Below are 21,447 nucleotides of genomic sequence, written 5' to 3' on the forward strand. Positions count from 1 at the left end.
TAGAAATGCGACACTCGACATGTCCACTTGCGCTGAGGCAAGCCCCCGACCGGACCGGCTGAGCCGGGTTGCAAGGGAAGGGAGGGGGCGGTTGAGACGCTCCTCTTCGACTTTAGCTTTAAGACGATCCGATCGGTCATTCACTCGGCAGCTTGCTGCCGCAACAGGGCCTTCTCACGTCGCGCAATGACCGCCGGATCGTTCATGTAATCCGTGCGTCTTCCGGGTTTGCGACCTGTCGGCTTGTAGCCGTTCTTGTCGCTATTTGTCTTCACGACCGGCCTTACCTCCTGGTCCTGGCGCTCTTTGACATAGGCCAGCACTTCGCCGAGCCGCTTGTTCTCGGTAATTGCCGCATGCGTCACCCGCTGGTCCTTGTCGAACACCGTATAGGGCAGGGAATGTCCCTTCCAGCGCACATCGAGCCGCCCATCCGCATAGGCATAGGTCTCGACGTAGCGGCCAACCAGACCGCGCGTCATCTCGGTCTCCTCCAGCATGATCCGCTTGCGCTCAAACGAAAACGTCAGCTGCGATCCGACATAGCGCTGCTCGCGCTTGCACAGGATCTCGGCGAGCCGATCCGGCGCCAGGTTCATCGGCCGATGAAGGTCGTCTGGACGGGTAGGGATGATCGCAAAGCGCTCATTGTAGTCCTCCACGAAGCCCGGCAAAAACGCATTACCCGCCTCCATGGTGTCGATGCCGGAAAGCCGCAGCTCTTTGACCAGGCGGTCTTGCAATGTCCGGTTCATCCGCTCGACACGGCCTTTGGCTTGGCTGGAATTTGCACAGAGAATCTCAATGTTTAGCTCGCAAAGCGCACGCCCGAACTGGGTCATGCCCTGGCCACCCTTGACATCCTTCCTCGCCACCCGGAACACCGAATGCTTGTCCGAATAAAAGGCAATCGGCGCGCCGTGACGCTCAAGATACAGGGCCAGTGCCTCGAAATAGGTGAAGGCGCTTTCCGAACGCACGAAACGCAACTGCATCAACCTCCCGGTCGCATCATCGACGAACACCAGCAGCGAGCACGGCGGTCCGCGATCCTCAAACCAGCGATGCTCGGAGCCGTCGATCTGCACCAACTCACCATAAGCCTCGCGCCGCAGCCGCGGCTGATGAAACGTGCGGCGCTGCTTGCGCGACAGCCACAGTCCAGCATCGACCATCCAGCTGCGCAACGTCTCGCGTGACACATGCAAGCCATCGCGTTCGGCAAGCTTCTCCGTCGCCAAGGTCGGCCCGAAATCCGCATAGCGTTCGCAAACCAGCGTCACCGCATAATCTCGAACACCGTCGCTGATCCGATTGTTCGACGGTCGGCCGATTGCCTTGTGCCGGATCGACGCCGCACCACCAGTTCGTATTCGCTCCAGCAGCCGACGTACCTGGCGCTCGCTCAGATCAAGCACATGCGCCGCTGACACCATGGTCATCCGGCCGTCAACGACCTTCGACAAAACCGCGATCCGCTGCAGGTCACGCTCGCTCATCGCTATCAATCCCATCTGCAATCTCCCAGGTCATCAAAACCCGGGGAGTGTGACATTCCAACTTTGCAGAAACAGGACACTTTAACTTTGCGGCTACAAATTGAAAAATTCATAATATATATTATGGAACTTTGAGGCCGCTGTTACCAGCTTTGCCGTCCACCTCGGAAGCGTGGCGCTTGGCGATGCCCCTTTTGTGAAGTCTCGCCGAATTCTTACCCGGAATACTACCAATTTTATATAGGGTCGCTATCCAGTTTTTCCCGATGGAACCTATGCAATCAGGCAATACTTCGTGGCCAGCGAGGCATGCAGACACGGCTATCACGGGCGCCAAGCTGAACTTGAGTCGTCCCACGCTGCCTCCTTACTTGCCGGAGCATTCGGCCGACTTCGATCTCAATCTGATTTTGAGTTCCTGCGGTTTCTTTTATGAGGTTACCCATTCTCAAAAACGAGGAACGACTGGCTACACCCACCAGCAGATCAAGCCGCCATGCCCCCAGCCAGACTGGGTCCATGCTGGAAACCGCAATCTCAATCGCGTCAAGGGCCTGCTCAAGGATGCCGATCTTCGCGCGCTCTTCCACCGATAGCGCGATTGGCGAAATAAATGGGCAGGGCAACTTAGCCGAATCTGAACAAACAGTTAAGCAGTACGTTCTAAGTGACAGTTTTTAAACATTTATTAGCAACAGCGTTTAGATTTCATTTACCATGTTGCTGTCTTATGAGCCCATCGAAACGGTAAGTTAACCTGAAGTTTGGGTTAACAGGCATGAAGCTGACAGTCGTTCCCGGTGGCAATTCCGGAATGTCCCTTTTCAACCACTGCCATAAGGGGCAAGAAACACTATGACGAGCATTATCACCAACAATGCAGCGATGGCTGCTCTGCAGACACTGCGCGGCATCAACTCCAACCTGACAATGACGCAGAAGCACGTTTCAACCGGCCTGCGCATCTCCAAGGCTTCCGACAACGCTGCCTACTGGTCGATTGCCACCACCATGAAGTCCGACAATGGTGCCATGGGCGCCGTTTCCGACGCCCTCGGTCTCGGCGCTGCCAAGGTCGACACTGCTTCGACCGCCATGGACAGCGCCATCAGCATCGTCGAGTCGATCAAGGCCAAGCTCGTCACTGCCGAAGAAGGCAGCGTCAACAAGAGCAACATCCAGGGCGAAATCACGCAGCTGCAGCAGCAGCTGTCGAGCGTTGCCCAGTCGGCTTCGTTCTCCGGCCAAAATTGGATGGTTGCATCCTCGGGCGCCTCCGCCTCGGTTGTTTCCTCGTTCATCCGCAGCGCCACCGGCGGCGTTTCGGTTAAGAGTACCAGCTACACCTTCAGCGATCTGGCAACCGGCAACGTCCTGTTCGGTTCAGACTCGGTCGGCGTCATCACCACCAGCTCGGGCATCCTCGGCACGACGACGACGTTTGGCGCCTCCAGCTTCTCGGTCTACAGCCTCGACATCACCAATATGACCTCGGGCGGCATCGACACGGCGCTGACCATGGTTGAAGGCGCACTGGCGGCAATGACCGCGGCCGGCTCGCAGCTCGGCTCGCTGACCGCGCGTATCGACCTGCAGACGACCTTCGTCTCGTCGCTCAGCGACACGATCAACTCCGGCGTCGGCAAGCTGGTTGACGCCAACATGGAACAGGAATCGAGCAAGCTTTCTGCCCTGCAGACACAGCAGCAGCTGGCAGTACAGTCGCTCTCGATTGCCAATTCCTCGTCGCAGAGCATCCTGTCGCTCTTCAAATAAAGCGGCAGAGGATGCGGCGTCCATCCAGACATCGCATCTATCGTAAAATCAGAAGCCGCGCTTCCAAAGGGCGCGGCTCTTTCTATTTTCTGAACTTGCGTTGATGATGACGCTCGACCGCCTGAGAAGACGGACAAGGCGGAGGCGCAGGCGCTTGCCGAGATGCTGGCAAGTCGCGCAGGCGCAGTCGATCTTGGACAGCACGCGTCCGGTGGATGTGGCAGAGTATTGAAACCTTTTCGACAACAGAGCATTCCTGTAACATGTCGGGAAAGGGCGGAAGTTTGAAACGTAACGAATATCTGGGGCTCTTCCCGCTCGCCCTTGCTTTTCTGATGAGCATGTTCTTTCGCAGCTACTTCGGCGTGGTCGGCCCCATGATCGCCGCGGATATCCATCTCGATCCCAGCGGTTATGGATATGCTGCTTCCGCCTTCTATATATCCTTTGGACTACTGCAGATGCCGCTTGGCGCCACCTTCGACCGCTTTGGCGCGAAAACTCCCATGGTTGCATTAATGGTCGTTGGCGCGATAGGTGCGACAATGGTCGCAACTGCGACAACTGCCGGGTACTTGATTGCTGCCCAGGCGGTCCTTGGTGTCGGTTGCTCCCCGATTTTCATGGGTGTGGTCTATCAGCTCGGGCGACAAGGCGACCCAACAGCGGCGCAAAGAAGGATCGCAACAGTGGGTGCCATCGGCTCCCTCGGCGCCCTTCTTTCGGCGTCGCCGTTGGTAACACTGTCGGAACTCGTGGGCTGGCGAGGCGCGATGTTCATCACGGCCGCGTCAATGGCGCTGTGCGCCGCCTCTGTCGCGATAATGTCTAACTCGGCAGGCGAGAAAGGGTCGCGAACGCCCGTCGCCACCGGCACCTCGAGGGGCTTGATCTATCTCCTGCCGATCTGCCTGACGCTCTCTCTGGGCGGCACGTTTCGAAACGCCTGGGCGGGGCCCTATCTCTCAGAAATGTTCGACGCGGATCAACGCTTGTCGGGGCTCGCCCTGACGATTGTCAGTGTGGTGGGCATAGCGACCTCGTTTACCATCCCGCTCATCGTGTCCAAAGTGCCAGCACGAAGGATTATTGCCATCAGTATGGGCGTGGCAGCGCTCGCGACCGCCGCGCTGGCCATAAATCCGGGCTCGAGCTTCGTCTTTGCAGTCGCGCTAATCTGCGTCCTGTATTCAATTGGCAACCTGCACCCGCTTGTCATGGCCGAAGCACAGGAGCTCATGCCATCCGCACGCAGAGGGGTTCTTTTGGGACTGCTCAATACGCTCGTGTTTTTCGGAGTTGCAATCTCGTCATCGCTCTTCGGTTGGACCGCGCAGATGGCCGGTGCGCCAGCCGCCGCTTTTCAAATCATTCTGGCGGTTACGGCGACCAGTATCGGCATAGGTCTTGCCACATATCTTATTCGGCCGACGCAGAAGATCGCGTCAAAGCCCCCTCCCCTGCTCAGCGGCGACTTGGACATCTGCCCGGCCTCTGACCGCCGTCCGAACCTGCCACCTAGCCCCTAGCCAAGCGGAGCCCGTTCCCCCGTCGTGTGGAACGCCATCGGGACTGGCCCCGAGCAGAGGACCGTCATGGGGTCTGGGTTGTTCCGATGAACAAAAGCATGAGCCGGACGCTCCGCATGTAGCGCAGCCGCAACCTTTTGATCGCCAATCCGCGGGCGACCATTCTTGCAGGCCGGGCGGCTGGGCTGCTGCTTTTTGCGGTCTCGGTGTTCACCGCTTGGGAAGGACTGAGGGCGGCGTGATCCCTGGCTGAAACGGGAATCGCCGCCCTGCCTTGTCCATGCCAGATCAGGCGGCGCCCTGCCGGCTTTCCATCAAGGCGCGGTGTGCCGACCGGCCACTCGACAACGCCGGCAAGGCGGTGCAGGACGGTCTCGGTGGTCGCCCAGTCGATGCAGCCATCGGTGATGCTCTGGCCGTACACGAGTGCACACCGAGACCGGGATCGGGCACCCGGGGTGGAACGGACGATGACAGGACTGGACTCGTTCCAATCAAGGAGATCATCGCCAATACGGGCTAACGGCATCAAAATTGATTCCATGATTTAGCTAATTATAACGATATCTTACTGAAAATTCGTAATGCGATTTATGGAACTGCCGTTTATGCTTGGTCATTATTGGTTCCGGTGATTTTGGTCGGAAAATCTCTCGTACCTCTGTCTGTATCAGTGCCGCCGCTCGGACCCTCAGCGAGTAATTCACAACGTGTACGATAACGCAGAGTCATTCAGGAAATTGCTTGCTATCGCATAGTCCATAAAATGCCCCGCAGATCACAAGGATGCGTTGGCCGACGTGTCAGGCGAGGCCATCTTCTATGATCATGGCTGCTCCTTTTGCGGCGATCATGGCGGTTGGAGTGTTCGTGTTTCCGGAAGTGATCGTGGGCATGACCGATGCGTCCACCACACGAAGCCGATCGAGACCATAAAAACGTAGGCGAGCGTCCACCACGGCCATCGAATCGCTCGCGGGTCCCATTTTCGCCGTTCCGACTGGATGAAAGATCGTCGTGCCGATGTCGCCGGCGGCCTTTGCCAGAGATACGTCATCGTCGCCCACCGCGCGACCGGGAAGATATTCCTCGGGACGGTAGGGCCGAAGCGCCTGCTGAGCCATGAGCTTGCGCGTGACGCGTATCGCATCGGCAGCCACCTGCCTGTCTTCGTTGGTAGAGAGATAGTTTGGCCTGATCTCAGGTGCTTCGGAGACCGCACGGGATTTTAATCGGACAGTTCCCCGAGACGTCGGGCGCAAGTTGCATGCCGCGACAGTGATGGCCGGGAACCGGTGCAGGGGCTCACCGAATTTTTCCAAGGACAGCGGCTGAACGTGGAACTGGATGTTAGCACGCTCCTGCCTGGCGTCCGAGCGGGTGAAGATCCCCAGCTGCGATGGCGCCATCGTGAGAGGTCCGCGGCGTCGCAGCGCATAATCGGCTCCCATCCATGCGCGATAAGCCAGCGAGTAATAACTCTCGTTGAGCGTTCGGATACCGTGAACCTTGTAGATCGCCCGTTGCTGGAGGTGGTCCTGCAGGTTGCGCCCGACCCCTTGTTTTTCGAGGCGAACGTCGATGCCGAGCGGCGCGAGCCATTCGCCGGGACCGACTCCGGAGCGATGCAGGATTTGCGTCGATCCGATCGATCCCGACGAAAGGATGACCTCGCCCTTTGCCCGCACTTGGAGGACTTCGCCTCCGCGCGAGAATTCGACGCCGACCGCCCGTCCATTCTCCAGGATGAGACGATTAACAGTGACATGGGTTTCGAGGCGCAGGTTCGGGCGCGACAATGCGGGTTTGAGGAACCCGCGCGCCGACGACCAGCGCCGTCCGCGTTTTTGATTGACGTGAAAGTAGCCGACGCCCTCGTTGTCGCCAGTGTTGAAGTCAGCAACGCTATCAATGCCCATATCGGCGGCCGCGCCAGCGACCGCGTCCAACACCTTCCAGGAAATGCGGGGGGCCTCAATTCGCCATCCGCCACCAGTCCCATGATGTTGGCTCTCTCCGAGGAAATGGTCCTCGAGCCGCCTGAATACCGGCAAGACATCTTGCCATCCCCATCCGTTTAGCCCCAGCTGCTGCCAATGATCGTAATCTGCGGCCTGACCGCGCATCGAGATCATCGCGTTGATGGCAGAGGAGCCGCCGATCACCTTTCCGCGCGGATAGGCTAGTGTCCGCCCATTGAGTCCAGGCTCAGCTTCTGTCTTGAAAAGCCAGTCCGCGCGCGGGTTGCCGATCGCGAATAGGTAGCCGACCGGGATGTGGAACCAGATCCAGTTGTCCTTTCCGCCGGCTTCCAATAACAGCACGCGTTTTCGGGGATCCTCCGATAAACGATTAGCGACGATACAGCCGGCTGTTCCGGCACCCACGACAATATAGTCATATTCGCCGTCGAACTGCTTCACCATGAATGTCCTCCCGGCCGGTCCATCGCTTTCCTGAAGGCGCGAGCCTGTGAATGGCTCCGCAGGCCTCAAGCCGAGCGTGCCCGGCGTAACCTACTCATTTTGTTGAATGTCCGCCCTGACAGGCGAGCACGATATGATGGTTCCGCGTCTTATGAGGTTCGCCCGTCAGCGAAGAAGATCGGCCGGAAGCCCGGCGAGCGCCGTCTCGACCTTAGCTCTTGCCGGTGGGGAGAGGGGCAGGATCGGCCTGGGTGGCTTTGCATGGATAGCGCGATTGAGCTCGGCGATCGTGTAGACCACCCGCAGGCTTGAGAACTCCTTAAACAGCGACCAGATCGGCTCAAGATGAGCATTCAGCCGGCGTGCCTCGCCAGCGTCGTTTCGTTGCGCTGCCCGAACGATTGCAAGGCACGTGATCGGGAACAGGCCGCCAATGACGCTGTACCAGCTCGAGGCGCCGGCGATCAGACCCTCGGCGGAATCCCAGTCGCCGCTATAGCCGAGCGAGCAACCGTTGCGAACGACAGTCTTCAAAGCAAAATGGTGGGCTCGGATCTCGGCCGCCCCTGGCGCCGGGCTCTTCACGGCGACGATACCCTCGATACGGCTCAATCGCCCAAGAAGCTCGGGGCTGAACGTGAAGTGCGTGGTTCCTGGATTGTCGTAGATGCAGATCGGCAATCCACTCTCTCGTGCTACGGTCGAAAAGTGCTCGAACACTTCCTCATCGGTGAGCGGTGTATAGGACACCGGTGCGAGAAGGCCGGCGCTGGCCCCTGCCGCCCTTGCGTCTTGAGCAAGCCGAACGGAGTCGTCGGTTCGCAAAGCGCCGATGCCAGCGATGATCGGCACACCTCCGGAAATCGCTACAGCAGCCTCGGTGGCGCGTCGTCGTTCTTCCCGCGACAGATACATATAAGTACCGGTGCTGCCAAGAAGCCCTATCGAGTCTACGCGGGCTTCGACGAGCGGCAATACCAGTTCGCGAAGGGCGCCGAGGTCGATGCTGCCGTCTTCGTTGGTGGGGGTAATGGGAAATGCGGAGAGACCGTCGGGATATGTCATGTTCTGTACCCTTGCTGTTAGGCCGAGAGAGCGTTGGCGAATTCGAACGCCTTGCCGGGTGCTGCCTCGAACAAAGCCTTCGTGTATGGGTCCTGGGGCGCTGCGAAGATATCGGCGGTTGGGCCCTGCTCCACTACGCGTCCGTTCTTCATGACGAGGATGCGATCGCAGATTTGGGCTGCGACCCGAAGGTCATGCGTGATGAAGAGCATGGCGAGGTTGAACCTTTGGCGCACGTCTTCGAGAAGATCGAGCACCTGCGCCTGGACGGAAACGTCGAGTGCGGATACGGCTTCGTCAGCGATGAGGATCTCCGGCTCCATCGCCAGGGCGCGCGCAATGCAGATACGTTGCCGTTGGCCGCCCGAGAATTGATGCGGATAGCGATCCAGCGCTTCGGGTGAAAGACCGACGAGAGACATCAATTCGCGCGCGCGGTTGCGGGCGTGGTCCGGCGTAGCGCCAAAATTGATCGGGCCCTCGACAATGGAAGCGCCTACGGTGCGGCGCGGATTGAGGGATCGGTAGGGATCCTGGAAGACGATCTGACAGCGCTGGCGGTGGCCCCGCAATTGCCTTTCTGGAAGGCTCGCAATGTCCGCTTCGCCAGTAATGATCGCTCCGGATGTAGGATCGACTAGTCGTGCGATACAGCGTGCAACGGTTGATTTTCCGGAGCCTGACTCGCCGACAATGCCCAACGTTTCGCCGGCTCGCAACCTGAAGTCGACGGAATTCACCGCATGGACCCCAGCGCCCTTCTTGATCAAACGGGGAGCACCGTAGAATTTGGAGAGCTTGACCGTCTCCAGTCGGTTCGGCCCGGTGTTTTCGATCCGGTTCGGGGGATTGAGTTTCGGAACAGCGTTAATCAGCATCCGGGTATACGGATGCGCTGGCGATCTCAACACCTGGGAAGCGCTACCCTGCTCCACCAGTGTCCCGTTTTGCATGACCACAACGCGGTCAGCGATGTCGGCGACGACACCGAAGTCATGGGTGATGAATAAGACGCCTGTGCCACGGCGCTGCTGCACCTCAGCGATAAGCTTGAGGATCTGTGCTTGCGTCGTCACGTCGAGCGCGGTCGTTGGTTCGTCCGCGATCAACAGCGCGGGATCGAGAATGAGCGCCTGGGCGATCATGATGCGCTGGCGCTGGCCACCGGAGAGCTGGTGGGGATAGGATGCGTACATTCGCGTCGGATCAGGAAGATGGACCGATTCCATGATCGCGAGAACTTTCTCTTTTCGTTCAGCGGGATTGAGATCCGTGTGGATTCGCAAGACCTCGTCAATTTGCTCGCCGCAAGGGACGACCGGATTAAGGGCGGTCATTGGCTCCTGAAAGATCATGGCCATGCGCGTTCCGCGAAGCGCGCGAAGACGCGCAGGGGAGGCCTGGAGCACGTCTTCGCCCTGAAGCAAGATTTCCCCTGCTCCCACCGTCAATCCTTTCGGAACCAGGCCCATGACAGCATGCGACGTGACGGACTTGCCTGAGCCGGACTCACCCACGACGCAAACGATTTCCCCTGCCCCGACCGCAAATGAGATAGCCTCGACAGCGTGCGGGCGATCGGCGGACTGCGGTAGGCCGACCGTTAAGTTCCTGATTTCCAGAAGCGGCTCGTTCATACGCGTTTCTCCATTTTTGGGTCAAGCACGTCACGCAGACCATCACCGAGAATATTGATTGCTAGAACTGTCAGACCGAGAAAAATCCCCGGAAACAGAATGTTGTGCGGGAAGAGCCGGAACAATTGCCGTCCCTCCGCCATGATGTTTCCCCACGTTGGTATTTCTGGTGGGATACCGATGCCGAGAAATGACAGGATCGCTTCTACCAGGATTGCCGAGGCGCAGATAAAGGTGCCTTGGACAATCAACGGCGCGATCGTATTCGGCAGGATGTGCCTGATCAGCAGAGGGAGAGTACGGGTCCCGACCGTAATTGCTGCCTCGACATAGGGTTCATGGCGCGCAGAAAGAACCACAGAACGGACCAACCGGACGACGCGCGGGATTTCAGGAACTATGATGGCGACGATGACCGTCAGTATTCCCGCACTCGACAAAGAGACAAGCGCGATCGCAAGCAAGATTGCAGGAATCGCCATCAGACCGTCCATGATCCGCATGACGATCCTATCGACCCACGGGAAGTAGCCGGCAATCAGACCGATCGCTAATCCGAGAGTGATCGACACGACCGCCACGGTGATACCGACGAGCAGAGAAACGCGGGCGCCGTAGAGGACGCGACTATAAACGTCCCGCCCGAGCGAGTCAGTGCCCATCAGGTGCGTGACGGTTGAACGCGTCCCGTCGTCAAGCCGCTGACTGCTTTCCGCCATGGGGACGCGGTTTCTGGCCGTCGGGTCGATCGCGATGGGGTCGACGTTCGCTAGAAGCGGTGCGGCAAGGCCGACGAGGAGCAACACGAGTACAATAATCGAACCCATCACAACAGAAGGGTTGCGGAGGAGTTTGTAAAGGAGCGCGGAACGCACGCTGAGGGGCTTAATTTCCGGTTCAGGCAACGAGCGGACTGAGGTGTGTGCGGTCAATGGGTTATCCTCGGGTCAAAGATCGTATATGAGAGATCTACGATCAGGTTGATCAGGACGTAGACAAAGGCGAAAAGAAGAATGATTGCCTGGATCACCGGAAAGTCCCGAGCGAGCACCGCATCCACGGTAAGGCGCCCGAGGCCGGGTATGGAGAAGACACTTTCAGTCACGACGACACCGCCGATGAGCAGCGCGACACCAAGCCCCACCACCGTAACGATGGGCACGGCGGCGTTTTTAAGCGCGTGTCCGAAGAGCACTTTCGCTTCTGTCTGCCCTTTCGCCCGGGCAGTGCGGATGTAATCCTCGGAGAGGACCTCCAGCATGCTCGTCCGCGTCATGCGAGCGATGAGTGCGATGTAAATAACGGACAATGTTATGGCCGGCAGAACAAGGCTTTTGAACCAGGGACCGATGCCCCCCGTAATTCTCTGGTAACCCTGGACGGGGAGCCATTTCAGTTCGATCGCGAACACGTAGACCAGCAGATACCCAATAACGAACACCGGGATCGAAAATCCGAGCACAGAGACACTCATGACAACCCGATCCACGATTGTACCTTGTCGATACGCCGCTATCGCGCCAAGCGGGATCGCGACCGTGACCGCGAGAAGAATGGTCACGACAGAGAGGGATAGTGTCGGTTCGATCCGATCGGAAATGAGGTCCCAGACCGTCTTCTTAAAAAAGAAGCTGTGGCCAAAGTTGCCAGTGACAATCTGACCGAGCCAAACGAAGTATTGGGTGACCACCGGTTCTTCCAGACCAAGCTTCTGGCGGATCTCCAGGAGCTGCTGCGGTGTGGCATTGTCGCCGGCAATGATGGCGGCAGGGTCTCCAGGTGTCAGCCGCAGCATCAGGAACACCAGCGCTGCCACAACCAGCATGACCGGCACAGTCGCAGCAAGTCGACGAACAGTGTATTGAATCATGGGAAATACGCCTTTCCACGGAGGAAAGAGGGTCGGCCTGATCGCCGGCCGACCGACTTTTCTCACTCGTCGACTTTTTCGATGTTCCAGAACACAGGCGCTGCTGCCGGAATCCATCCCGCCACATTTGATCGAGCGGCCCCAGGCAAGTTGAATTGCCCGAGAACGATATGTGTCGGACTTTCCGCCTCTCGAAGCTGGACAGCTTCGGCAGTGCGTTTGCGTTCTTCCGGCGTGCCCGCGAGAGCAAATTGCCGACGCAGCTCCTCCATCTTCGGGTCGTTTGGCCAGCCGAAGGCCGCTTTGTCGCCCGACGCATTGAAAAAGGCGCCCATAACGGGATTGAGAACGTCGGCAGACGACCAATAGGTCACCATCGCGTTCCACCCACCCTGCGACGGCGGATCCTTCCGAACGCGGCGCGAAAGAACGGTCTGCCAGTCCATCGACTGCATATCGACGATAAAACCGCCACGCTCTAGAAGTGACTTTGCCACCGGTGCGATATTGGTCAGCACAGGCAGGTCGGTTGAGTGAAGAAGAACGACAGGTTCTCCTTTATAGCCCGCTTCTGCCAAAAGCTGCTTCGACTTCTCAAAGTTCGAATCAAGCTTGTCTTCCATGCCTGCGGTCGTTTCGAGCGCCGTTCCGCAAACGAACATGGCTTTGCATTTTGTATAGAATTCCGGGTTGCCGATCGCCGCTTGGAGGAAATCCTCCTGATTCAGCGCGTAGAGTGCCGCCTGCCGGATCTTTGGATTGTCAAAGGGCTTAACCGCCTGATTGAAACGCAAATTGTACTGATAGCCGTAGGGGTTCCAATTGACAATTTTCACCGACGGATCGTCCTTAAGCAGCGGAAAGAGGTCTGGCCCGGGCTGTTGGATGATGTCGATCTCGCCGTTGAGGAGTGCATTGACGGCCTGCTGCTGATCGGCAATTACCCGCCATTCCACGCGCTTGACTTTGGCGACCTTCCCGCCTGCAAGTCCTGATGGAGCCTCGGAGCGAGGCTTGTAGCCTTCAAACTTGGTGTAGACCGCCTTGTCACCAGGGCGCCATTCGTCGGCTTTGAAAACGAAAGGTCCGGATCCGATGAACTCGGAAATCTGGGTGTTCGGGTCTGTCTCAGCGATGCGCTTGGGCATCATGAACGGTACGTTCGACGACGGCTTGCCAAGCGCGAAGACCAAAAGGCCCGTCGGCTCCTTAAGCTTGATCTCGAAGGTCAGATCATCCTTGGCTTCGATGTTCGCCACGAAGGTCATCACGGTCTGCCCGAGCGCATCGCGCGCCGCCCAGCGCTTGATCGAAGGGATGATGTCAGCCGTTGTCACCGGCTGGTTGTCGTGCCACAGCAAGCCAGCGCGAAGGGTGAACGTGTAGGTGAGCTTGTCCTCGCTCACGGTGTAGCGATCCACCATCTGTGGCTGAATTTCGCCGTTCGCGTCCATCGCAAACAGCGTGTCGTAAATCATGTAGCCGTGATCGCGGACGATGTAGGCCGTCGTCCAGATCGGATCGACAATCCGAACATCTCCCTGCATGACGACGCGGAGCGTGTCCTTGTCGTCGTCGCCCTCAGCGAGGACAAAGGCCGGCAGGGACATCATGCCGCCGGTAGCCGCGAGCGCAGCGATGAAGGATCTGCGACGCATTTTCATTGATGGCATAGCTGGTTCCCCTTTTTATTTCTATGCGAGTGAAAATTTCTCGGTATTTTGTCTTGGTGGGCGCCTGTCTTGCGCGAGATTTCGCTCCTTGGATTGCGATTTGAAGCATCGATTGGTCGCTCGATCATGAGCGCCATTGTTCTCCGGCGGCGAATCCTGTCTGGCCGGGCTGGGCGCAAAAACTACTGAACAACAGCCTAGCGGTTCATCTGGTCTCCAATTTCTGGATCGTAAAATCATCACGCTCCACCGCGTTTGGAGATAGGTCCAGAATCGCACGTATTTGGCTCCGCCCGGTCCGATTCTGGTCCACTGGAAGGACGCTCACCGCGATCTGCAGAAAGACCACTGGTCTGGAAGGCTTGTCACTGCTGAGATATCAGCCTGTTCAACTCGTCCGAGTTCTGGCCCGGTGAATTTGCCGTTATCTGGTGCTGCAAATCATGGCGCCGGGCTGTCAGTCTCCGAGAAACGGGACGAAGATGGGGCATAGTTTCCCGCCGCGGCCTGTTCGAACGATCTGCCGTTGTCCGGAGAACATGTTATGGCTGAATTGGCATCGATGTCCGCGCTTGCACTGTCGAAGGCATTTCGAGCGCGCGAATTGTCGCCCGTGGAGGTCTTGAGCTCCTGCCTGGAGCGGATCGAACGGTTCGAACCAAAGGTCAACGCCTTCGTTGTTCTTGATCGCGACGGCGCGTTGAGAGCCGCGCAAGCGTCGGAGCGTCGCTGGCGCTGCGGCGAGCAATTTGGGGCCGCCGATGGCGTGCCTGCGACGATCAAAGACAACATCGCTTGGCATGGATATCCCACGCGACAGGGCTCGCTCCTGACGGCAGGCAAACCCGCCACTTTCGATGCGCCGGCCGTCGCGCGACTGAAAGAGGCGGGTTGCGTTCTTCTTGGAAAAACGACCATGCCAGAGTTTGGATGGAAGGGTGTGGGCGATAGTCCGCTGACCGGCATCACCCGAAACCCATGGAGTCTTTCGCGAACAAGCGGTGGCTCCTCTGCCGGAGCTGCGGTCGCAGCCCTGCTTGGCATGGGCATCTTGCACCTTGGGACCGATGGCGCCGGATCGATCAGAATCCCTGCAAGTTTTTGTGGGGTCGTGGGCCTCAAACCTTCTTACGGCGCGGTTCCGTCTTATCCTCTTTCCGCTATGGGTGGGCTGGCCCATGTTGGTCCCCTCGCCAGAACGGTTTCAGAAGCGGCTCTGATGTTGTCGATCATTGGTCACCCGGACCACCGTGATCCGACAGCCTGGAATCTGGTTCCTCCAGCCTATCATGAAGGCCTGGATGAGGGAGCTGGGGGCTTACGGGTCGGTTGTTCGGTCGATCTGGGCTATGCGGATCATGTCGATCCCGAAGTCATTTCCGCTGTTAGGCGCGCGGCGGACATTCTTCAAGCCAATGGCGCTTGTGTCGAGGACGTCAAACCCGAGCTTGATGACCCAAGCGATGTCCTCGTAACACTTTGGGAGGCTGGTGCAGCACTCATTTTGCGCAGCTTTTCTGACGAAGACCGGTCGCGCTGTGATCCCGGCATGGCAAGAGCGGCAGAGCGCGGAGAAAAAGTCGACGGCGTGAGCGTTGTCGAGGCGATAACCCGCAAACGGATAGCTCTTTCGGCCAAGTTGAACCAGCTGTTCGAGCACTATGATCTGCTCATTACTCCACAAATGCCGACCGTCGCTCTTCCAGCTGGAGCCGATACGCCACCGCCCGGATTTGGCGGAAGGCAGGAGTGGGGAACAGACTGGATTGGTTGGAGCCCCTTTACTTATCCGTTCAATATCGCCCAGTTGCCGGCGATTTCTGTTCCCTGCGGCTTCAATAGCGAAGGTTTGCCAATCGGAGTTCAGATTGTTGGCCCGATGCGCGCGGACAGCCTCGTTTTGCGAGCAGCCTATGCTCTTGAGGCCGCCTTGCCTCCAGGACCATTTGACATCGCCAAAACAAATCTCGATGCGTCGCTTTAAGCGGCGGTCGCATGTGACTGTGGAACGGGAGGGAATTAATGCCTGGAGGTCTGATAATAATCGGCGCGTCACATGCCGGCGTACAGCTTGCTGTGAAGTGCCGCGAGATGGGCTATCGGGAACCGATCACGTTGATCAACGGAGAGAAAGATTTCCCTTATCAGAAGCCGCCCCTCTCCAAGGGCTTTCTGACACAAAACCTTTCGACAGAAGACATCGCGCTGCGCTCCGATCGGTTCTTTGCACTGGCGCAGATTCGACTTCTCTCCGGAAAGCGTTGTGTGAAACTCGATCGACGGGCGCGTGCCGTGGAACTTGAGGACGGGCGGCAGCTTCGGTATGCAGCACTCGCCTTCGCGACTGGGAGCAACGCGCGGAGCTTGCCCCAAAGCTTCGGCGCTGTGCCATCTGGCGTGGTTAACCTGCGAAGTCTGAATGACGCGCGGTTCGTAAGAGACGCACTGATCTCGTCCAAAAAAGTGGTGATTGTCGGTGCCGGTTTGATCGGACTGGAGGTGGCGTCAACGCTTGCGAGCATTGGATGTCGTGTGGCTCTCGTCGAGTTTCAGAAGCGCGTTATGGCTCGCTCATGCTCGCCGCATATGTCTGTGGAAATCGAGCGCCTCCATCGCATCGCCGGCGTCGAAATGCATCTTGAGGCCGGAATTGCGGAGATCCACGCGAAGGCGGACCGACTCAAGGGCCTCACACTGACGAATGGGGCAAGGCTGGAAGCAAACATTTGCCTGTTCGCAATCGGTGCATTCCCCAACATCGATCTGGCGCGCGATGCCGGGCTTGCCTGCGAGAACGGTATTCTCGTCGATCAGTTCATGAGAACATCGGACAAGAGTATTTTAGCGGTGGGCGATTGTACGGCGTTTCCCAGTATACACCTAGGCATCCCGATACGGCTCGAAAGTATCCAAAACGCGCATGAACAAGCGGCTTCGGCCGCCGCAACACTCGTCGGAGCCTGCAGGCCTTACCTTGCACCACCGGTGTTCTGGTCAGATCAGAGGGCCTGCAAGTTTCAGATGGTGGGATTTCTTGATGGAGTGGACATGACGATTAAGCGCGAGGGAAACACGGACGCCTTCTCCTTGTGGCATTTCGCTGAACGGCATCTGCGTGCAGTCGAAAGTATCAATAACACTCATGAACAGGCACTGGCGCATCAAATCCTGGCAAAGCAGGCACACCTTACCCCCGAGCAACTTGCCGATCCCGGCTTTGAGCTGCGCACTGCCTTGCTGGCTTAGGGATCAGTGGCTCTCCATCTCCATTGCGGTCTTGCGATAGAATGATCTTCATCTTCAGGAAATCTTGGCCTACAGTCCTTGCTCATATCGTCACAAAACAATGGACCAGATGGATGGCGCGGCGGCAAGATGTTATCACAATACCGTCCCTCAGGTCCTTCGACCGAACCACCGGCCGCATCGGTCAACAATTCACCCAAGCCCTTCGCGACGCGATAGCAAAGGGGGATCTCAAGCCTGGTCAGCGGCTGCCCTCGACCCGAGCCCTCTCTGTCTCCCTCGGCATCGCACGAGGAACGATCGTTGAGGCATTCGACCAGCTCTATGCGGAAGGCTATCTCGCAACCCGCGCCAGAAGCGGGACTGTTGTTGCCAATGTTCATGAGAGCGCTTCAGAGGTGGCGGCACAGGACGTGACGGTGGATATCACGGCAGTTGACCTGCCGCTTCCAGCAAATGTCAGCCGGCTCGCTGCCGTTGGAAAGACGTTACGGCCGCAAGGATCCCTGCCGTTCGCGATCGCGCATCCGGCCGGTGCTGTTGCTCCCGACGACAAATGGCGGCGCCTGGGCAATCGGGTGCGGGCAACCCGCCCTGCGTCACCTTCGGGATATATCGACCCAAGAGGATTGCCGGAACTGCGCTCGGCGATCGCCGATTATGTCCGCAAGGCGCGGGCAGTAAGGTGCAGCGCCGAGCAGGTCATCATCACCGCGGGAACGCAACAGGGTCTGTTCCTGGCGGCAACAGTACTGCTGACCAGTGGCGATTCCGTTTGGGCCGAGGATCCGGCTTATCCAGGGATTGAGGCGGTGCTCGGCAACTTCAGCGTCACAACCTGTCGGGTCCCCGTCGATGGCCAAGGGCTCGATGTCAAGGAAGCGATTTTTCGATGTCCTGGGGCTCGCGCGGCCTTCGTCACGCCATCCCACCAATATCCGCTCGGCATGCCCATGAGCATGCCGAGACGTACGTCACTGCTTTCATGGGCACGCAACAACAATACCTGGGTCGTCGAAGACGACTATGACAGCGAACTTCGGTACGCGGGACATCCGTTCCCCTCCTTGCAAGGGCTCGATCCGTCCCGGGTCGTCTATCTTGGTACGATGAGCAAAATGCTGTTCTCTTCGCTCCGTCTCGGCTATGCGATCGTGCCGGAGCCCCTGATCGATGCGTTCGCGGGAGCGCGCGCGATGATCGACCGCCATTCCGCCACCCCCGATCAGCATGTCCTGGCGAGTTATATGCGCGAGGGCCTGTTTGAAGCGCATGTGCGCCGCATTCGCGGCGTGTATGCAGAGAGACGGGCAGCGCTGATCGAGGCAATCGAACAGGAGTTTCCCGCGTGGGCGACACTGCAGCCGTCGGATCAAGGCATGCATCTCGTTCTATGGCTGCCCCTCGGTGTCGACGATGTGAAGATTGCCGACGAGGCAGGCAAAATCGGCCTGATCGTCAGGCCAATTTCGCCGATGTTTGCCAACCCCCCTGCCCGGTTTGGCCTGATGCTGGGGTTTGGCGGCTTCACCCCTGCCGAACTCCGCACCGCGGTGCGGCGGCTCAAGGATGTTCTGGATACGTCCGTTGGTGCGATCCGTGGCCCCCTTACCAAGCCCGCACATTTTGCAACCGAGGCCTGATGCGATCCCGCATCGTCACGTCGTTGCCATGACAGCTGAGCTGGTTCAGCAAAAATGGCGGATACTGGTCCTGTGAAATGGACCAATTCGGATAAAGAATGCTCCAGAAATCGAGCGAGCCAAGATACGGGCTCGGGAAATGGAGCATCCGATGAGCGACGAAGCTATTCAGACGCTGGAAAAACCGGTCGAAACCCCGCCCTTCAAGATGTGGCTCTGCGTCCTATGCGGCCTCGTCTACACCGAGAAAGACGGTTGGCCCGACGATGGCATACCGCCGGGAACGCGTTGGGAAGACGTGCCGGAGGACTGGGCCTGTCCCGACTGCGGCGCGTCCAAAGCCGATTTTCAGATGACCGAGATCTGAACACGCCTTAACCCCTTGAAATCCACCACACAGCCAAGGCAACGTGCGCTTGCCGCCAGGAGTTAACATGTACGTACCCCCACACTTTGCCGAAAACCGTCCGGAGGTTCTCTTCGATCTGATTGAAAAGAACCCGCTCGGCATTCTTGTAACCAGCGGGCAGTCCGGCCTCGACGCCAACCACCTTCCGTTCGAGATAAACAGGACCGAGGGGGAGAAGGGCGTCCTCCACTCCCATGTCGCGCGCGCCAACCCGGTCTGGCAGGACGTGTCGACAGGCGACGAAGTGCTCGTCGTCTTCCGCGCCGCCGATGCCTACATTGCTCCCAACTGGTATCCGAGCAAGCGCGAGTTCAAGAAGCAGGTCCCGACCTGGAACTACCTTGTGGTCCATGCGCATGGCCGGGTGACGATCCGCGATGACGAGCGATATGTGCGCGGTCTGGTCGCCCGCCTCACCCGTACGCATGAGGCGGCACAGGCGGACCCCTGGAAGATGACCGACAGTGCCAAGGATTATATCGACAAGATGCTGACGGCGATCGTCGGCGTTGAAATCGAGATCACCCGCCTGACGGGCAAGTTCAAGTTGAGCCAGAATCGCGAGGCGCGGGATATCCTCGAGGCAGGCGAGATGCTGCAGAAGCAGGGCGACGAACTGATCGGCGGCAGCATGGTGGCCTTTGGAACGGAAAAAGCCCGTCAATCCTGAGGCTTGGCCCGGTTCTGGAGGATTCCATTGTGAACGCGCAATCTGTAGTTATTGTCGGCGCTGGCCACAGCGGCGCGAAGGCGGCAGCCGCCCTTCGCAAACATGGTTGGACGGGTAAGATCACTTTGGTCGGCGATGAGCCTCACGCCCCCTATGACCGCCCGCCTCTGTCCAAGGCTGTGCTTCTCGGCAAGAAGACCAGCGAACAGTGTGCCTTCTTTCCAGCTACCTGGTTCGGCGAGAACGATATCGGCCTTCATCTCGATAAATCGGTCGGAAGCATCGATCGCCAAAACAAGCGCGTAGTGCTGGCTGACGGTCAGGACCTCCCCTACGGGAAGCTTCTTTTGGCAACGGGATCGGCGATCAATCGGTTGACGATACCTGGAGCCGAGCTGGACGGCGTCTGGCCGCTGCGAACGCCCCAACATGCGGAGGCGATCGCGCGTTCATTCCGAAGCGGGCAAAAGGTCGTCGTGATCGGAGCCGGCGTAATCGGGCTGGAAGTCGCCGCGGCTGCGGTCGAGCTCGGCTGCGTCGTGCACGTCCTCGAAATGGCGCCTCATGCCATGGGTCGCAGCCTGCCATTGGCGGTTTCGGAGGTACTGGTTTCGGAGCATCGTCGTCACGGCGTGGATCTTCGCTTTGGTGTCGGCGTGACCGCGCTGGAAGGGAGGGGCAAGGTCTCCGCCGTCCGTCTTCCAGGCGGTGATGTCATCGCGTGTGATGTCGTCGTCTATGGCGTCGGCGTTCGGCCTCGAACCGAACTGGCCGAGGCGGCCGGGCTCGCCGTCGATAACGGTATCGTCGCCAATCGGTTCCTGCAGACGGAAGATCCCGACATTTTCGCATGTGGTGACGTCTGCAGATATGAAAGCCGAATTTTCCGTAGCTCTCTGCGACTTGAAAACTGGCGCAACGCCGAAGGTCAGGCCGACACGGTGGCGCGCAACATGCTTGGTCAAGAAAAGGCGTTCGACGAAGTGCCGTGGTTCTGGAGCAACCAGTACGATTTTGCGCTTCAGGTAGCTGGCCTGCCGACGCATGGCGAAATCACTGTCGCGACAACTTCCGGTGCCGCACGTCTCTTCCTTTCGGTAACAACCGACGGCGTGCTTCGGGGTGCCAGCGCCATCGGCCCGGTCCGCGACGTTGCAAGCCCGATCAGAAAGCTTAAGGCAGCGATCGCTTTGGCTCCAACGATCGACATCGGGACAAACGGCTCCTCACCCGCCGCGATTGATGCCCTTCTGGAGAACTAACCAAGTTCACAAACTCCCCTGCCTACGAAGCAGCGATCCGGGACCAATCGTTAGCGCCAAAATTGGCCTCGTAGGGCAATGGGTACCAGTTCGCCATGCGTGACGACAGGACGCTTTTCCTGCTTGTATACCGTGAGCCTGACTCGACGATTGTGATTCCCACGACGGATGCGGGGGCGCAAAGCGGTTCTGCGCAATGTCTACAACGACGTCGGTTGGGGCGCCCCTCGTCACCTTCACCAGATCGGCGACGGTTTCGGTTGCAATCGTCTCACCATCGTCACCTATAATCTCCAGAACCAGCCGCGCCCGCATCTCATGTCCTCGCAATGAGTTTTCCAGAATGACCGTGTGGAAAACTGATKGCGCCCGTGACGCCCGTTTCTCCTCTGCGGCCTGCCGAAAACACTGATAAAGACCATCAGTTAGCAATCCGAAAAGCGCCCGGCAAACCGGCATGACCTCGATCACAAGCCGCAAACGCCAGCGCAGGCTTGCTTTCGGGCTCCGGCACACTCGCGGTGATGATGCCGCCTTCTAGCGGCCAATCTTCTTTCGAAAGGTCAGGTCGCAAGGCCCGTCACATCTGCTGGTGCATCAGGATCAGATGTTCGCTCTGCCGCAGCCGATCATTCACCGTCCGCCGCTCGAACGACTGGCCCAGCAGTGTAGCTCGGCCCTTGATCCGAAACAGCAGTTCCTGCAACTCCCCAGCGCGGTCCGGATCATCAAGGACGGCAAG

The 21,447-nt window shown here is 58.6% G+C and carries 17 protein-coding genes and 2 pseudogenes; 11 read left to right on the plus strand and 8 right to left on the minus strand.

From position 1 onward, the window contains the following. Positions 1-140: 140 nt before the first annotated feature. On the minus strand, positions 141-1,514 hold the full coding sequence (locus AB4Z52_RS33835; RefSeq protein WP_442222218.1) for an ISNCY family transposase: 1,374 nt from the start codon (positions 1,512-1,514) through the stop codon (positions 141-143). Positions 1,515-1,843: 329 nt separating this feature from the next. On the opposite strand from AB4Z52_RS33835, the gene AB4Z52_RS33840 reads away from it, so the two are divergent. The 4 genes and pseudogenes from AB4Z52_RS33840 to AB4Z52_RS33855 all read left to right on the plus strand — a co-directional run. Next, entirely contained in the window at positions 1,844-2,095 is a 252-nt protein-coding gene (locus AB4Z52_RS33840; RefSeq protein WP_442222219.1) for a hypothetical protein, read from the plus strand. 259 nt (positions 2,096-2,354) lie between these two features. Continuing rightward, complete coding sequence (locus tag AB4Z52_RS33845) at positions 2,355-3,275, plus strand: flagellin N-terminal helical domain-containing protein (protein WP_442222220.1); 921 nt, start codon at positions 2,355-2,357, stop codon at positions 3,273-3,275. Between the two features lie 284 nt (positions 3,276-3,559). Next, the gene (locus AB4Z52_RS33850; protein ID WP_442222221.1) at positions 3,560-4,804 is read left to right on the plus strand and encodes an MFS transporter; all 1,245 of its coding nucleotides are present in this window, start codon (positions 3,560-3,562) and stop codon (positions 4,802-4,804) included. A 122-nt stretch (positions 4,805-4,926) separates the two neighbouring features. Further along, positions 4,927-5,046: pseudogene (locus AB4Z52_RS33855) on the plus strand (LysE family translocator); the annotation flags it as partial. Positions 5,047-5,092: 46 nt separating this feature from the next. On the opposite strand, the pseudogene AB4Z52_RS33860 reads toward AB4Z52_RS33855, so the two are convergent. The 7 genes and pseudogenes from AB4Z52_RS33860 to AB4Z52_RS33890 form a co-directional block, all read right to left on the minus strand. Continuing rightward, positions 5,093-5,231: pseudogene (locus AB4Z52_RS33860) on the minus strand (3-deoxy-7-phosphoheptulonate synthase); the annotation flags it as partial. A 376-nt stretch (positions 5,232-5,607) separates the two neighbouring features. After that, entirely contained in the window at positions 5,608-7,230 is a 1,623-nt protein-coding gene (locus AB4Z52_RS33865) for a GMC family oxidoreductase (RefSeq protein WP_442222222.1), read from the minus strand. Between the two features lie 165 nt (positions 7,231-7,395). Beyond that, entirely contained in the window at positions 7,396-8,295 is a 900-nt protein-coding gene (locus tag AB4Z52_RS33870) for a dihydrodipicolinate synthase family protein (protein ID WP_442222223.1), read from the minus strand. 17 nt (positions 8,296-8,312) lie between these two features. Further along, on the minus strand, positions 8,313-9,932 hold the full coding sequence (locus tag AB4Z52_RS33875) for an ABC transporter ATP-binding protein (protein WP_442222224.1): 1,620 nt from the start codon (positions 9,930-9,932) through the stop codon (positions 8,313-8,315). Then, positions 9,929-10,864, minus strand: a complete 936-nt coding sequence (locus tag AB4Z52_RS33880; RefSeq protein ID WP_442222225.1) for an ABC transporter permease — start codon at positions 10,862-10,864, stop codon at positions 9,929-9,931. The genes AB4Z52_RS33875 and AB4Z52_RS33880 overlap by 4 nt, the downstream gene beginning before the upstream one ends. Continuing rightward, positions 10,861-11,802 carry an ABC transporter permease gene (locus tag AB4Z52_RS33885; protein WP_442222226.1) on the minus strand — a complete coding sequence of 314 codons (942 nt, stop codon included), beginning with the start codon at positions 11,800-11,802 and terminating at the stop codon, positions 10,861-10,863. The genes AB4Z52_RS33880 and AB4Z52_RS33885 overlap by 4 nt, the downstream gene beginning before the upstream one ends. 62 nt (positions 11,803-11,864) lie before the next feature. Then, the gene (locus AB4Z52_RS33890; RefSeq protein ID WP_442222227.1) at positions 11,865-13,475 is read right to left on the minus strand and encodes an ABC transporter substrate-binding protein; all 1,611 of its coding nucleotides are present in this window, start codon (positions 13,473-13,475) and stop codon (positions 11,865-11,867) included. Positions 13,476-14,019: 544 nt separating this feature from the next. Here AB4Z52_RS33890 and AB4Z52_RS33895 point away from each other — a divergent pair. The 7 genes from AB4Z52_RS33895 to AB4Z52_RS33925 all read left to right on the plus strand — a co-directional run bounded on the left by AB4Z52_RS33895 (position 14,020) and on the right by AB4Z52_RS33925 (position 21,038). Further along, entirely contained in the window at positions 14,020-15,459 is a 1,440-nt protein-coding gene (locus tag AB4Z52_RS33895) for an amidase (RefSeq protein WP_442222228.1), read from the plus strand. 38 nt (positions 15,460-15,497) lie between these two features. Continuing rightward, complete coding sequence (locus AB4Z52_RS33900) at positions 15,498-16,721, plus strand: NAD(P)/FAD-dependent oxidoreductase (RefSeq protein ID WP_442222229.1); 1,224 nt, start codon at positions 15,498-15,500, stop codon at positions 16,719-16,721. Positions 16,722-16,834: 113 nt separating this feature from the next. Beyond that, entirely contained in the window at positions 16,835-18,364 is a 1,530-nt protein-coding gene (gene pdxR / locus AB4Z52_RS33905) for a MocR-like pyridoxine biosynthesis transcription factor PdxR (RefSeq protein ID WP_442222230.1), read from the plus strand. A 151-nt stretch (positions 18,365-18,515) separates the two neighbouring features. Next, positions 18,516-18,731: a rubredoxin gene (locus AB4Z52_RS33910; RefSeq protein ID WP_442222231.1), complete on the plus strand. Its 216-nt coding sequence runs from the start codon at positions 18,516-18,518 to the stop codon at positions 18,729-18,731. A gap of 67 nt (positions 18,732-18,798) precedes the next feature. Further along, entirely contained in the window at positions 18,799-19,443 is a 645-nt protein-coding gene (locus AB4Z52_RS33915) for an FMN-binding negative transcriptional regulator (RefSeq protein ID WP_442222232.1), read from the plus strand. 29 nt (positions 19,444-19,472) lie between these two features. Then, positions 19,473-20,705 (plus strand): NAD(P)/FAD-dependent oxidoreductase, encoded by a 1,233-nt coding sequence (locus tag AB4Z52_RS33920; protein ID WP_442222233.1) that lies wholly within the window; start codon positions 19,473-19,475, stop codon positions 20,703-20,705. Between the two features lie 168 nt (positions 20,706-20,873). Next, positions 20,874-21,038 (plus strand): hypothetical protein, encoded by a 165-nt coding sequence (locus tag AB4Z52_RS33925; RefSeq protein WP_442222234.1) that lies wholly within the window; start codon positions 20,874-20,876, stop codon positions 21,036-21,038. The last annotated feature ends 409 nt before the right edge of the window (positions 21,039-21,447 follow it).

The sequence above is a fragment of the Rhizobium sp. 2YAF20 genome (genome assembly GCF_052114685.1).
GTDB lineage: Bacteria > Pseudomonadota > Alphaproteobacteria > Rhizobiales > Rhizobiaceae > Rhizobium.

What these genes read in the sequence shown, in the direction of transcription:
- AB4Z52_RS33835 (WP_442222218.1), bottom strand. Translation starts at nt 1,514, where the DNA reads ATGGGATTGATAGCGATGAGCGAGCGTGACCTGCAGCGGATCGCGGTT.
- AB4Z52_RS33845 (WP_442222220.1), top strand. Translation starts at nt 2,355, where the DNA reads ATGACGAGCATTATCACCAACAATGCAGCGATGGCTGCTCTGCAGACA.
- AB4Z52_RS33865 (WP_442222222.1), bottom strand. Translation starts at nt 7,230, where the DNA reads ATGGTGAAGCAGTTCGACGGCGAATATGACTATATTGTCGTGGGTGCC.
- AB4Z52_RS33870 (WP_442222223.1), bottom strand. Translation starts at nt 8,295, where the DNA reads ATGACATATCCCGACGGTCTCTCCGCATTTCCCATTACCCCCACCAAC.
- AB4Z52_RS33875 (WP_442222224.1), bottom strand. Translation starts at nt 9,932, where the DNA reads ATGAACGAGCCGCTTCTGGAAATCAGGAACTTAACGGTCGGCCTACCG.
- AB4Z52_RS33885 (WP_442222226.1), bottom strand. Translation starts at nt 11,802, where the DNA reads ATGATTCAATACACTGTTCGTCGACTTGCTGCGACTGTGCCGGTCATG.
- AB4Z52_RS33890 (WP_442222227.1), bottom strand. Translation starts at nt 13,475, where the DNA reads ATGCCATCAATGAAAATGCGTCGCAGATCCTTCATCGCTGCGCTCGCG.
- AB4Z52_RS33895 (WP_442222228.1), top strand. Translation starts at nt 14,020, where the DNA reads ATGGCTGAATTGGCATCGATGTCCGCGCTTGCACTGTCGAAGGCATTT.
- AB4Z52_RS33900 (WP_442222229.1), top strand. Translation starts at nt 15,498, where the DNA reads ATGCCTGGAGGTCTGATAATAATCGGCGCGTCACATGCCGGCGTACAG.
- pdxR (WP_442222230.1), top strand. Translation starts at nt 16,835, where the DNA reads ATGGCGCGGCGGCAAGATGTTATCACAATACCGTCCCTCAGGTCCTTC.
- AB4Z52_RS33910 (WP_442222231.1), top strand. Translation starts at nt 18,516, where the DNA reads ATGAGCGACGAAGCTATTCAGACGCTGGAAAAACCGGTCGAAACCCCG.
- AB4Z52_RS33915 (WP_442222232.1), top strand. Translation starts at nt 18,799, where the DNA reads ATGTACGTACCCCCACACTTTGCCGAAAACCGTCCGGAGGTTCTCTTC.
- AB4Z52_RS33925 (WP_442222234.1), top strand. Translation starts at nt 20,874, where the DNA reads ATGCGGGGGCGCAAAGCGGTTCTGCGCAATGTCTACAACGACGTCGGT.